The sequence below is a fragment of the Gordonia sp. 34D genome, from assembly GCF_056682775.1.
This window is the reverse complement of sequence record NZ_CM155293.1, coordinates 2,083,586-2,096,118: the sequence shown is the minus strand read 5'-3', so window position 1 is coordinate 2,096,118 and position 12,533 is coordinate 2,083,586. Positions and strand designations below refer to the sequence as shown.

Sequence of the window (12,533 nt, the reverse complement as noted above, 5' to 3'; positions counted from 1 at the left end):
GTGATTGTTGCGGGCTCCTCGATAAGGGGTGCGCATCGCTACGCTCCGCGGGCCCAACTCGGAGAGCGGAAAAGGAAGCGGGAGCGAGGCTCGTGAACTTAACCGGCGAGTGGGGAGCGTAGCCACGCCCAGTCGAGCCCGAACCAGCCGCCGAACAGGGCGAGGCCGCCCGTTAACCACAACGTCAAGAACACAATTGCGCACGTGCCGATCGCCAAGACCGCCTGCATCAGGCGGTTGCCATCGATGTAGTTCGAATAGAAACGGTTGAGGAGTCCCATGATCTTCTTGCGTAACCGCGCGGCCCACTCCAACTCCTGAGACAGGATAAGCAGGCCGAGAAAGACTGTGGCCCAACCGGGGCCCGGGTACGGAATCGTCAGCACGCCAACTGCAGTGACCAATGCTCCGACCACAATTGTCACGTAACGCAGTGCCCCGCCATACCGGTGATTGTGGCGGATGTGGTGGTACTTCGCACCAAGCGACTTAAAGTGATCGACTACTACGGACACCATCGGGACGCTATCACCGCAACACCGACTCGGCCCGGCCACATAATGTTGTGTCCATCTCGATCAATCGCACAACTAATCGCACGACAATTGGAGAATCCAACCCATGACCAGCGCACCCAACGTAACGAAGAGCGGAATCTGCCACCTGGTGGTCCTGAAGTTCGAGAACGGCGTGCGCGACGACGTCGTCGCACGACTGTCACCCGCTCTCGACGCACTCATCCCTCAACTCGACGGACTTATCTCGTACCGACACGGCGACGACCTTGGCATCAACAACGGCAACGCCGACTACGGTATCGCCGCCGTCTTCGAAACCGAAGAGCATTGGCGCGCCTACTCGGTGCTGCCCGCGCACCGCAAAGTGATCGACGAAATCATCGCACCCAACGTCAAAGAGCGGACCGCAGTCCAATTCGCGGTCACACCCTAGAACCGAGCCCGCGCAGAACTAACCTTCGAACAGGTGCTGGCCCCAGTACTCGCCGGGCTTCAAGCCCGGCGGCACGGCGAACACAGCGGAACCATTCGGAATCAAGTACTCGGTCATCGCGTCCTTGCGTGACAACTGATGCTGCATCGGCACAAACTGCTTGAACGTATCCCGATTGAAGGCGATGAAGAACAAGCCGGCGTCGAGATGCCCGAAGCCGTCTGAGCCATCGGTGAAGTTGTAGCCACGCCGCAAGATCTGCGCGCCGTTGTTGGCGTCGGGGTGAGCTAGGCGCACGTGCGCCGTGGCGGGAATGATTGGCGCACCATACGACGTGATCTGGAAATCCGGATCGTCGAACTCGCCTTCCTTGCCGAGCGGCGCACCGGAACCCTTCAACCGTCCGACGATGTTCTCCTGCTCCAGCAGATTGGCCCGATCCCACGGCTCGATGTCCATGCGAATCCGTCGTGCGACCAAGTAGGTTCCACCAGTCATCCACTGCGCGGCGGGAGGATTGTCGCTATCGGCAACCCATACCCACTTGTCGAGTGTGTCGGTGTCCTCGGCGCGAATGTTGGCGGTGCCGTCCTTGAACCCGAACATATTGCGCGGCGTGTCCTGCCCCCGCGTGGTGGCAGACGTACGACCGAACCCCAACTGCGACCAACGCACCGACACCACGCCGACGCCGATCCGCGCCAAGTTGCGGATTGCATGTACTGCGACCTGCGGGTCGTCGGCGCACGCCTGAATGCAGATGTCCCCGTACGACCGTCCCGGTTCGATCTTTTCCTTCGCGAAGATCGGCAAATCGGCCAGCGCCGCCGGTTTGCGATTGGCAATGCCGAACCGATCCTTGCGCGCCGGATCGACCATGCTGGGCCCAAAGAGTCCCGGACCGAAACCAATCGTCAACGTCAGGTGCGCGGGCTTCAGACCGAGCGCCTCGCCGGTGTCGGTGGGTGGGTGGTAATCACCCAACTCCAGCGCACCGCCGTCTTCGGTTTCTTCGCCGCGAGTGAAGCGTTCAGCCGCGACCGTCCACTTTTTCAGCATGTCGACGAGCGCTTCACGCGAATCGGTGATGACGTCGAACGCCGCAAAGTGCAGGCGGTCCTGCGCTTCGGTGACGATGCCTGCCTGGCGGTCGCCACGGAATCCGACGATCTGGTCGGATGACGCACCGCCGTCGCCCCGGCCCGATACGGTCGCGCCGAGCGCCGCACCGCCAGCAATTCCGGCGGCAATGCCGACACCCGCCGCGCCGAGCACCGTTCTGCGGGAAACGCCGGGCTTGGTGCTGATCTCAGTTGGTTCTTCGCTCACGGCCATTCACTCACTCCGCCATAACAATGCCGGGCACCTGCGAAAGGGTGGCCGACAGCGCATCAATCTTGTCCGACAGTTCCCTGCGCTGCTCCGGCGTCACGGTCGTGTACGACGCGTAGCCCTCGCCCTCACGGAACTGCTCGAGGAACGTTTTGACATCACCGAACTGGGCGGTGATCTTGTCCATCAGTCCCTTGTTGCGCGATGTGATGATCGGTGCCAACTCGGCGATCAGGGTTTCCGAACCCTCGATGTTGGCGGCGATATCCCACAGGTCGGTGTGGCTGTATCGATCTTCCTCGCCGCTGACCTTGGTCTTGGCGATCTCGTCGATCAGTGCCTGTGGGCCACGGATAAACATCTGGGTCTCGAACTCGAAGTTCGGTGCGGACACCTCGTCGCGCAACGTCTTCACGTCGGCAACGAGTTGGTCGGCAACCTTCGCGATGGCTTCTTTGGTGTCGGCAGTCTTGGCGTTGGCTGCGTCCGACGGCGCGATCTGCCCTTCGGCGTCACCGATCTCGGCGGGCTGCGGCGGGAACAGGAAACGCTCGATCCGGTGGAAACCGGTGAACGGTACAGCGCCGTTCTCCGTGTCGTCCCAGCGCATATCGATCTTGGGGTCGAGGTCAGGGAACGATTCGGCAACCGGCTCGACGCGCTCGAAGAAGGTGCGGACCAGGCCGAACTCGCTGCGGGCCTTCTCCAAGTCGCCGCTCTTGACTGCGGTCGTGAACGATTCAGCCTGTGAGACAAGGCCATTGAGCTGTCCGCGGACGTACTCGAGGTAGCGGGCCTTGGCGGCGTTCACATCGGCGGGTGCCTGCGACTTGGCCTTCGCCTCGCCGCTGACCTGGATGTCGTGGCGAATACCCGCGCCGACCATGCCCGGCTTGCATGCCACCGTGTAGGTTCCGGGCTCAGCAAATTCAACGCCCAACTTGCCGGTCATGCCCGGCGCAATGTTCTCGACCTCGGCTATGACCCGATTGTTGGGGCCGTACACGTAAAACTCGGTGACCTTCTTACCCGAGTTGGTGATCTCGAAGCTCACCTGACCGGTCTGCAGACTGGTGCTCGACAGGTCACACGCATCGTCGGTCGACGTCACGGCTACCGCACCGTCGCTGCTTGCCTTCGACTCGCACGCCGCCAGAGCCAGCGGCGTTGCGATCACGGCACCGAGAATGACGGTGTTCCGCAGAGCGGGGGAGAGCTTGCCCATGAGGGTCCTTTCACAGATTCGACGACGCAAGCGCGCCACGAAGATCAGGGGGAAGAGTAGGTCGGGGAATGTTGCAGGTAGTGCTAGGCCGGTTCTTTCACGGCGACGTCGACTGCCTTGGGTGCGGTAGGTGTTTTGCCGCGCATGTAGAACAGTCCGCCGACGATAACCAAGTACCCGACCCAGGCAATCACCTGCAGGACGGTCGGCTCGGGCCGGAAGTTGAAGATGCCCTGGCCAATGACGCCGTACCAGGCGGATTGGTCATACCAGGATGAGATGTCGAACGCCGTGTTGTGCAGGCCGGGTAGCCATCCGTACACCTGCAACGCACGAACGCCGTAGGCAAGGATGCCCGCAGCAACGACGATCAAGAAGTAGCCGGTGTAGGTGAAGAACGTCTGAAAATTGATGGCGATCGCGCCCTTGTAAAGGAGCCACGTCATGAGGACGGCCACCAGAATCCCGAGGAGCAAGCCGAGTAGCGGCCATGCTCCGCCCGACACACTCTCGGCGTAGCCGACCATCAGCAGCGCGGTCTCGAAGCCTTCGCGTCCAACGGCAAAGAACGAGAGGGCGAACACGGCCGCACCACCCACAGCGAGGGCACCTGTCAGCCCTTCCTTCAAGTGCCCGGACATTTGCATGGCTGCCTTGCGCATCCAAAGCACCATGAACGTCACGATTGCCACCGCCACAAACGAGGCGATGCCGGCCAGCAGTTCTGCGGCCAACGACGAAATGGTCGACGACCCGAACTGAATGATGAGGAATGTGCCAACGAGCAACGCCAACGCTGCCGCGACGCCCAGCCAAATCCACTTGAGCGCATCGCGGCGGTCGGACTTGACGGCGAACGCGATCAACACCATCACAACGATCCCGGCTTCGAGTCCCTCGCGAACACCGAGCAACCCGCTACCGACCATCTGGGTCACCACGGATGGTGCGCCTTCGGCGATGAACTCTTCTGCCAACAGCAGCGTCATCGGCGTTCCCTTCTTGCCTCTACGGTCTGGCGTTCCCCACGCGCCATTCAACCGAGTAAGGATAACCCCACTTGGGTGAGCCTTGCCTCATTAGATTCGTCACTCGGGTCTCAAAGATTCCCGAAAAGTACAAAGCGTCACATTGGGAACTTCCGCTGAGTTTTCGGAGTTGACCCAATGATGTGGCACGCTATAGCGCGGCCCAGACCAGCACGTTGGGCCAATGGAAATGGGGGAATGAGTGACGCGAGCATCTAGACGACGGTGGTTGGCCGCATCAATGGCGGTGGCAACGGTCATGACGCTCTCGTCGTGCAATGTGCGGCTCCCGTGGGACCGCCCCGACATTCCCGACGGGCTTCCGCCGGGCGTCGGCACCCAGCAGCCCTACATTGACGTGAACGCGCCCGGGCGAACCGCAGACAAAATGCGTGCCTGGGCCGAACCCATCTCGGAAGCCACGGCCATCCCGCTGACCTCCCTCGAGGCCTACGGCAACGCGGCAGAAATCCAACGACAGCAGCATCCCGAATGCGGTATCGGCTGGACCACTCTCGCCGGTATTGGTGCCGTGGAGACCAAACACGGCAGGCACGGCGGAGCTAGTGTCGCCCCCAACGGCGACGTGCGCCCCGTCATCCGCGGCCCCCAACTCGACGGCACCAACGGCAACCGCGAAATCTTGGACACCGACGGCGGCAAGCTCGACGGCGACAAAAAGTACGACCGCGCCATGGGGCCCTTCCAGTTCATCCCCGAGACGTGGCAGCGCTACGGCGTCGACGCCAACGGCGACGGGGTTGCGAGCCCCGACAACATCGACGACGCAGCGCTTTCCGCAGCCCGCTACCTGTGCGTGTACGCCAACGGCGACATGACCACACCGGCCGGTTGGGAGAAGGCAGTGCACGCTTACAACAACCACGACGCGTACGTCCTGGACGTCCGGAACTACGCGAACGCCTACTCCGTGAACATTCGTTACTGATCTGCGTTTATCCTGGACCCGTACTCGTCGACGGGGAGTTTCCGTCGACCCGACGAACCGAATTGGGGCAGACAAGTGGCAATCATCGAGCAGGTAGGCGCACGCGAGATCCTCGACTCCCGCGGCAACCCGACCGTCGAGGTCGAGGTTGTTCTGGATGACGGGACGTTCTCACGGGCGGCGGTGCCATCGGGTGCCTCGACCGGCGAGCACGAAGCCGTCGAACTGCGTGACGGTGGGGACCGCTACCTGGGTAAGGGTGTCAAGAAGGCAGTTGAGGCTGTGCTTGGCGACATCGCGCCCGAGGTGATCGGCATTGAGGCCGACGACCAGCGTGTTCTCGACCAGACGCTGGTCGACCTTGACGGCACCCCCGACAAGTCGCGTCTTGGGGCCAACGCACTTCTGGGTGTTTCGCTCGCCGTCGCTAAGGCTGCCGCAGAGTCGGCTGGACTGCCGCTGTTCCGCTATGTTGGCGGACCCAACGCGCACATCCTGCCCGTCCCGATGATGAACATCATCAACGGTGGCGCGCACGCCGACAATGGCATCGACTTCCAGGAGTTCATGATCGCGCCGACCGGTGCGGCCACGTTCACCGAGTCGCTCCGCTGGGGTGCCGAGGTGTACCACTCGCTGAAGTCGGTCCTGCACAAGCAGGGCATGAGCACTGCGCTCGGCGACGAGGGTGGCTTCGCCCCCGACCTGCCGAACACCGAGGCCGCACTCAGCGTTATCGCCGAAGCCGTGGAAAAGGCTGGCTACAAGTTCGGAACCGACATTGTCGTGGCCCTCGACTCGGCATCGACCGAGTTCTACCGCGACGGTGCGTACCAGTTCCAGGGCCGCCCGCACTCGGCCGAAGAAATGATCGCCTTCTACGAGAAGCTCGTCACCGACTTCCCGATCGTCTCCATCGAAGACGGCCTCGGCGAAGACGACTGGGCTGGTTGGGCCAACCTCACCGAAGCAATCGGCGACAAGGTGCAGCTCGTCGGTGACGACCTGTTTGTCACCAACCCCGAGCGCCTGGAAGAGGGCATCTCGAAGGGCATCGCGAACGCGCTCCTGGTGAAGGTCAACCAGATCGGCACGCTCACCGAAACGCTCGACGCCGTCGCCCTGGCCCACAACAACGGCTACAAGACGATGATGAGCCACCGTTCGGGCGAAACCGAAGACACCACCATTGCTGACCTGGCTGTCGCTTGCGGTTCGGGCCAGATCAAGACCGGTGCCCCGGCCCGCAGCGAGCGCGTTGCCAAGTACAACCAGCTCCTCCGCATCGAAGAGGGCCTCGGCGACGCGGCGCGCTACGCCGGTGACCTGGCGTTCCCGCGTTTCTCGTTCGGTGCGTGATTAGCTAGAAGACATGGTAGGTAGCGAGAGCGGGAGCGAGCGGCGACGCTCCGGAACCCGGGGACGCTCCGAGCGCGGACGCACGTCGTCCCGCCGGTCGCGTCCTGCGGGACGGAGTTCCCGCTCTCGTACTACCGAACCGGCAACTGTTGAGGCCGTCGGGCCAGATTCGCCGTCGGTGACACCGGTGGCGGAAACCGCGTCGGCTCGCTCGCATGCGGGCGGCCGCAAACGTCGTCCGTCAGACGATGCCAAACGGGTTCCGCAGCACAATGAGTCCGCCGACCTGCACGCACCGCTGTCCCGGTTGGCGATGTTTGCCCATCGTCGCGGAGTCAGTGTGACCGCCGTCGGCATTGCTTTGGGCCTCGGTATTTTTCTGATGCTGACTCTTGCCGTGCCAGCGCGAACCTATCTGGCACAGCGCAACGAGTTCAATGATTTGCGTGCCTCGAACGTGCAACTCGAACGCGAGACGGCCGAGTACGAGGCGAAGCTCGCCCAACAAAACGACCCTGCCTACATTGAGGCGCAGGCGCGCGAACGGCTGCAGATGGTGCCGAAAGGCGAGAAGCCGATCGTGATCATCGACCCCAGCCGCAAGCAGCAAGAAGCACAGCAGGCCGCGGAGCGCGAACGCGCTGCGACGCCGTGGTACCAAAATCTGATGGATGCGGTAGCAACACCGCCGAAGGGTTAATTTCCTTGCCTGACAAGAACACTGCACCCGCTACTGCAGATCTGGAAGCGATCGCCAAGCAGTTGGGGCGCGAGCCCCGCGGCGTCCTGGAGATAAGCTACCGCACCCCCGACGGGCAACCCGCCGTCGTGAAGACTTCGCCGCGACTGCCCGACGGCACCCCCTTCCCGACGCTGTACTACCTCACCGATCAGAGGCTCACCGGTGCGTGCAGCAGGCTTGAGTCCGGGGGCGTGATGCGTGAGATGAGCGTCCGTCTCCTCGAAGACACCGAGTTGGCTGCCGGCTACCGAGCGGCCTACGACAGTTACCTCGCCGAGCGTGACGCCATCGAATCGCTCGGCACCGACTTCGCCGGTGGTGGCATGCCCGACCGGGTCAAATGCTTGCACGTGCTCGTCGCGCACTCGCTCGCCAAGGGTCCGGGTGTGAATCCGCTCGGCGACGAGGCCGTCGCGTTGCTGGCCGATGTCGAGAAGCTACGCGGCATCGCAGTGCCCGGCGACTGGCCGTTGACCGCTGACGAAGACGGCAAGGTGTCGTCAGGTACTGCCGAATGACGCGGGTTGCCGCCGTCGACTGCGGGACCAATTCGATCCGCCTCCTCATCGCCGACATCGACGATGCTGGCGTGCTAACCGATGTAGAACGCGACATGATTGTCGTGCGACTTGGGCAAGGCGTCGATGCGACCGGTCAGTTCGCCGATGAGGCGATTGAGCGTGTCCGCGTGGCGTTGGCCGGATATGTGGAAAGGATGTTGGCTGCGGGCGTCGAGCGTGTCCGCATGGTGGCGACGTCGGCGTCCCGTGACGCCAGCAACCGTGACGAGTTCTTTGCGATGACCGCCGACCTGCTGGGCCGCGTTCAGCCCGGTGCCGTTGCCGAAGTGATTTCCGGCGACGAAGAGGCACGACTGTCGTTCCGCGGTGCCGTTGGTGGTCTCGATCCGGCCGACGGTCCGTTTGTCGTCACTGACTTGGGTGGCGGTAGCACCGAGGTGGTCGTGGGGTCGGTAGTGGGCGGTGAAGCGGTGGTTGCCGGCGCCTATTCGGTCAACATTGGTTGCGTGCGTCTGACCGAGCGGGCGTTGCCCTCTGATCCGCCGACAGTCGACGAACGACTCCGCGCCGAGGAGATTGCGGCCAAAGCGCTGCAGGCGGCGTTCGTCGCCGTTGACGTTTCCGCCGCCCGCACCTGGGTGGGTGTGGCTGGGACGTTGACCACTTTCGTGGCCGTTCATCAGGGCCTGGAAGAGTACGACCCCGACGTCATCCACCACTCCAGCATTCCGCTCGCCGACCTACATGTGTTGTGCGGCAAGATCTTTGCGATGACACGTGACGAGCGGATGCAGTTGGGCTCCATGCACCCCGGTCGCGCCGACGTGATTGGTGGCGGTGCCATCGTGACGCGCGAACTCGCCCGACAGTTTGCTGACCGTGCAGGTATCACCGAAATGGTGGTGTCCGAGCACGACATCCTCGACGGCATCGCCCTCGCGCTGGGCTGAGGGGCAGCTAGGGCCTAGCGCCCAAAGTTGTTGCAGGATTCGCAGACGCTCGCGGGAATGATGCCTGCGCGCTGCAGGAGGCCGAAGCCGATGCAACCCAGGCACAGGCCGAAGGCGAATTCGAGGAAGGCCGCGGCGATCAGCGCCCCGACCACGATCTGCGCGGCCAGGCCGAGGCCGAACAGCGACAGCACGAGCGCGGTCCCGGAGAAGGCGAGGCCGATCGTTTGTGCGAAGCGCTTCGGCGGGCCAGGAACGATCTTTTCCTTCTTCCACACCTGCGGCACAATCACGTGCACGGCGAGGCGGCCAAACGGTGAGTACCGAGGTCCGCCGGCGACACGCAACGCGAAGCCGAGGGCCAAGATCGCGTACAGCCATGGCTGGTTGACCACGATCGATGCCACGGCCAGCGCAATTACTAGGCCAGCGGTGGACCGAGCGGCGTAGTCGTTCACCGGATTCGGGAAATCCAAGACCCCACGATGCCACGTCGACGCCTGCTCGAGCTTGATCGACGAGTCGGCCTGGGTGAACACATCAGCTTGAGCCGACGGCACGGTGTTGGTCACGGGAACTCCCATTCGTGAAGATGACGCTTCACGATAAGCCCAGGTTTTCCGCCCGCCTAGGGTTTCAATCACAGTGATTGGAATGCGGCAGTCGGGAATTGCGCGGCGTGTCGCGGAACCAGATCGATCTCGCGTGCGTCCAAAGAAGCATGAAAGATCCAGGGATTTATCGACGGTCGCACCTTCACGCGAGCGGCTTCGACGACAAGACGATCGACCGGATGATTGCAGCGGGCGACCTGACACGGCTTCGCAGCGGGTGGTTGGCCGCGAAGAATCATGACCTGACCGCGGCTGCGGCGGTCTCGGACGGAGGCGTCCTCACTTGCGTGGATGCGCTGAGGTTCCACGAACTATGGGTCCCGGTCGGCCGCCGAAAGTTACACCTGCGGCGAAGTCGGAGCCTTTCCGGAAAGCATCCCGCCTGTCGGCCAATGAAGTCCGGCACGATCCGCCAGCGGCTGACTGTCGCCACCAAACCGGTCGACTCAGTCCCATCAGCGTTGCTCTGTGCGACTGGCTGTCTCAACCGCGAGGAGTGGATTGCGGTCTGCGATTCGTACATGAACTCCCATGGGCTTGGAGTTGAGGACTTGCGGGCAGAACTCGGAAGTGTTGGCCCCACCGTGACTGATTGGCTTTATCTGACGGACCCGCGATCGCAGTCGGGGACCGAGAGCATCTCGCGCGTTCGTCTGAGGTCCGAGGGCTTCGATGTGGTGGTTCAGCCGCAAATCGAAGGGGTTGGTCGTGCCGACCTGCGAATCGGCCTACTGATCATTGAGTGCGACAGCATGCAGTATCACGCGACGAAAGAAGCCTACGAGCGTGATCACAAGCGCGACCGCAAGGCGTTGGTCAATGGATGGCTCACTATGCGCCTCACCTACGATGACATTCTCTTTGGCTGGGAAGAGGTCCTCGCCGACATCCGAAACATCACCAACCGTGACCGCCACCGCCCGCGGACTCCAAGAAAGCGGGAGCTAGTCGAAAAATCTGTTCGTTATTCGGCCTCCGAGGGAAAAAATAGCCCTCGGAGGGCTGATAACCAACAGAAAATCCTGGCTTCTACGCCGATTCGAAGCCCGCGAGGATCTCCAGGACTTGGTCGCCATACTTTTCGAGCTTGTTTTGACCGATGCCGGTAATGCCGAGAAGTTCGTCGCGGTTTGCGGGCTTCACGGCGGCGATCTCCTCGAGCGACTTGTTGCCGAGGACGGTATAGGCGGGGAGGCCAGCCTCTTTGGCGACGGCCGCACGCCAGCGGCGCAGAACCTCGAAGAGGCTGCGGTCACCTTCGGAGAGGTCGGCAGCGGGCGCGGCGGCGCGCGAAGCCTTGCGGGCTCGGGCCGGAGCCTTCACTTCCTCGCGCAACATCACCGTGGTCTCGCCGCGGAGCACCGGGCCAGCCTTCTCCGTGAGCCGGAGAACGCCGTAGTCGCCCTGTGGCGCAATGATTCCCAACGCCACCAGTTGTCGGACCGCGCCGCTCCAGCCGACGGCATCCAATTCCGTACCGATCCCGTAGGTACTGAGGGAGTCGTGGCCCAACTGTTTGATGCGAGTAGTTTCGGCACCACGCAAGATATCGATCAGGTGCCCGGCACCGTAGGCGGCATGGTTGAACTCGCGATCCAGGCGGACCATCGTCGACAGCAGCTTCTGCGCCGCAACGGTGCCGTCCCAGGTTTTCGGCGGATTCAAACAGGTGTCGCAGTTTCCGCACGGTTCGATCTGCTGGTCGAAGTACCCGAGCAACTGCTGACGCCGGCAGGTCGGGGTCTCACACAATGCGAGCATCGCGTCGAGCAACTGCGACTGCACGCGCCGATGCGCGGCGTCCCCCTCGGACTGGTCGATCATCCGACGCTGATTGACCACATCGGCCAACCCGTACGCCATCCACGCAATTGACGGCAGCCCGTCACGACCGGCACGGCCGGTCTCCTGGTAGTAGCCCTCGATGCTTTTAGGGAGATCCATGTGCGCCACGAACCGGACATCAGGTTTATCGATTCCCATACCGAACGCGATCGTCGCCACCACCACGATCCCGTCCTCACGGAGGAACCTATGCAGAGTGTCGTCGCGGACGCGGCGGTCGAGCCCCGCGTGATACGGATAGGCGTTAATCCCGTTGCGGCGCAAAAACTCGGCGATCTTCTCGACACTCTTGCGGCTCAACGCATAGACGATGCCGGTCGCTGGTTCGCCATCCACAACGCCCTCGGTGCGGATAAAGTCGAGGAGCTGATCGTTCGCCTTGGCCTTCGGATCAATCCGGTAGGTGATGTTGGGGCGATCGAAACTCGACACGAAGTGCCGCGCATTACCCAGGTGCAGGCGAGAAGTGATCTCCTCGTGTGTCCGACGCGTCGCGGTTGCAGTGAGGGCGATCCGCGGCACGTCGGGCCAGATCTCGGCGAGCTCACCGAGCGCCAGATAGTCGGGTCGGAAGTCGTGCCCCCACTGCGAGACACAGTGAGCTTCGTCGATCGCAATCAACGACAATTTGCCGCGCGAGAGAAACTCACGGGTCCCGCGCTGGCTGAGGCGTTCGGGTGCCACGTAGATGAGATCGAGTTCGCCTGCGAGGTAAGCGCGTTCCGTCTCGGCCCGTTCGTCGAACGTCTGCGTCGAATTCAGGAACGACGCGCGAACGCCCAATTGCTTTAACGCGCCAACTTGGTCGGACATGAGGGCAATTAGCGGCGATACGACCACCGCGCAACCGTCCCGCACCAGCGCCGGAACCTGGTAGCAGAGGCTCTTGCCGCCGCCCGTTGGCATCAGGACGACGGCGTCGCCGCCCGCGACGACGTGGGAAACTATGTGGTCTTGGTCGCCGCGGAACGCGGAGTAGCCGAAGACGTCCCGGAGGACTTCATACTGGTCGGGCAC

General features: G+C 62.8%; 13 protein-coding genes. 7 read left to right on the top strand and 6 right to left on the bottom strand.

The features are described from left to right. Positions 1-98 precede the first annotated feature (98 nt). Complete coding sequence (locus AC1L34_RS09750; RefSeq protein ID WP_424296801.1) at positions 99-518, bottom strand: TIGR02611 family protein; 420 nt, start codon at positions 516-518, stop codon at positions 99-101. A 103-nt stretch (positions 519-621) separates the two neighbouring features. Between AC1L34_RS09750 and AC1L34_RS09745 the strand changes: the two genes are divergently transcribed. Next, positions 622-951 (top strand): Dabb family protein, encoded by a 330-nt coding sequence (locus tag AC1L34_RS09745; protein WP_424296803.1) that lies wholly within the window; start codon positions 622-624, stop codon positions 949-951. A gap of 18 nt (positions 952-969) precedes the next feature. On the opposite strand, the gene efeB is transcribed toward AC1L34_RS09745, so the two are convergent. From efeB to efeU, 3 genes are all read right to left on the bottom strand, one after another. Beyond that, positions 970-2,286: an iron uptake transporter deferrochelatase/peroxidase subunit gene (gene efeB, locus AC1L34_RS09740; protein ID WP_424296805.1), complete on the bottom strand. Its 1,317-nt coding sequence runs from the start codon at positions 2,284-2,286 to the stop codon at positions 970-972. Positions 2,287-2,290: 4 nt separating this feature from the next. Beyond that, entirely contained in the window at positions 2,291-3,508 is a 1,218-nt protein-coding gene (gene efeO, locus AC1L34_RS09735) for an iron uptake system protein EfeO (RefSeq protein WP_424296807.1), read from the bottom strand. Between the two features lie 83 nt (positions 3,509-3,591). Next, on the bottom strand, positions 3,592-4,497 hold the full coding sequence (efeU, locus tag AC1L34_RS09730) for an iron uptake transporter permease EfeU (protein ID WP_480034729.1): 906 nt from the start codon (positions 4,495-4,497) through the stop codon (positions 3,592-3,594). Positions 4,498-4,777: 280 nt separating this feature from the next. Here efeU and AC1L34_RS09725 point away from each other — a divergent pair, with 280 nt between their 5' ends. The 5 genes from AC1L34_RS09725 (at position 4,778) to AC1L34_RS09705 (ending at position 9,057) form a co-directional block, all read left to right on the top strand. After that, positions 4,778-5,485 carry a lytic transglycosylase domain-containing protein gene (locus AC1L34_RS09725; RefSeq protein ID WP_424322605.1) on the top strand — a complete coding sequence of 236 codons (708 nt, stop codon included), beginning with the start codon at positions 4,778-4,780 and terminating at the stop codon, positions 5,483-5,485. A 75-nt stretch (positions 5,486-5,560) separates the two neighbouring features. Continuing rightward, a complete protein-coding gene (gene eno / locus AC1L34_RS09720) occupies positions 5,561-6,844 on the top strand; it encodes a phosphopyruvate hydratase (RefSeq protein ID WP_424294233.1) in 1,284 nt (427 codons plus the stop codon). Between the two features lie 187 nt (positions 6,845-7,031). After that, complete coding sequence (locus AC1L34_RS09715) at positions 7,032-7,544, top strand: FtsB family cell division protein (protein ID WP_480034728.1); 513 nt, start codon at positions 7,032-7,034, stop codon at positions 7,542-7,544. Between the two features lie 5 nt (positions 7,545-7,549). Then, positions 7,550-8,104: a DUF501 domain-containing protein gene (locus tag AC1L34_RS09710; RefSeq protein ID WP_480034727.1), complete on the top strand. Its 555-nt coding sequence runs from the start codon at positions 7,550-7,552 to the stop codon at positions 8,102-8,104. Continuing rightward, a complete protein-coding gene (locus tag AC1L34_RS09705) occupies positions 8,101-9,057 on the top strand; it encodes a Ppx/GppA phosphatase family protein (protein ID WP_424322606.1) in 957 nt (318 codons plus the stop codon). Before AC1L34_RS09710 ends, AC1L34_RS09705 begins: the two co-directional genes overlap by 4 nt. A 14-nt stretch (positions 9,058-9,071) precedes the next feature. Here AC1L34_RS09705 and AC1L34_RS09700 read toward each other — a convergent pair whose 3' ends face one another. Next, a complete protein-coding gene (locus AC1L34_RS09700) occupies positions 9,072-9,572 on the bottom strand; it encodes a DUF4395 domain-containing protein (protein ID WP_424294239.1) in 501 nt (166 codons plus the stop codon). 206 nt (positions 9,573-9,778) lie between these two features. Here AC1L34_RS09700 and AC1L34_RS09695 point away from each other — a divergent pair, with 206 nt between their 5' ends. Then, a complete protein-coding gene (locus AC1L34_RS09695) occupies positions 9,779-10,780 on the top strand; it encodes an endonuclease domain-containing protein (RefSeq protein ID WP_480034726.1) in 1,002 nt (333 codons plus the stop codon). Here AC1L34_RS09695 and recQ read toward each other — a convergent pair. After that, positions 10,701-12,533 carry a DNA helicase RecQ gene (gene recQ, locus AC1L34_RS09690; RefSeq protein ID WP_424322608.1) on the bottom strand — a complete coding sequence of 611 codons (1,833 nt, stop codon included), beginning with the start codon at positions 12,531-12,533 and terminating at the stop codon, positions 10,701-10,703. The genes AC1L34_RS09695 and recQ overlap by 80 nt on opposite strands.

Coding starts and splice junctions, on each gene's coding strand:
- AC1L34_RS09750 (WP_424296801.1), bottom strand. CDS start 518: ATGGTGTCCGTAGTAGTCGATCACTTTAAGTCGCTTGGTGCGAAGTAC.
- AC1L34_RS09745 (WP_424296803.1), top strand. CDS start 622: ATGACCAGCGCACCCAACGTAACGAAGAGCGGAATCTGCCACCTGGTG.
- efeB (WP_424296805.1), bottom strand. CDS start 2,286: ATGGCCGTGAGCGAAGAACCAACTGAGATCAGCACCAAGCCCGGCGTT.
- efeO (WP_424296807.1), bottom strand. CDS start 3,508: ATGGGCAAGCTCTCCCCCGCTCTGCGGAACACCGTCATTCTCGGTGCC.
- efeU (WP_480034729.1), bottom strand. CDS start 4,497: ATGACGCTGCTGTTGGCAGAAGAGTTCATCGCCGAAGGCGCACCATCC.
- AC1L34_RS09725 (WP_424322605.1), top strand. CDS start 4,778: ATGGCGGTGGCAACGGTCATGACGCTCTCGTCGTGCAATGTGCGGCTC.
- AC1L34_RS09705 (WP_424322606.1), top strand. CDS start 8,101: ATGACGCGGGTTGCCGCCGTCGACTGCGGGACCAATTCGATCCGCCTC.
- AC1L34_RS09695 (WP_480034726.1), top strand. CDS start 9,779: ATGAAAGATCCAGGGATTTATCGACGGTCGCACCTTCACGCGAGCGGC.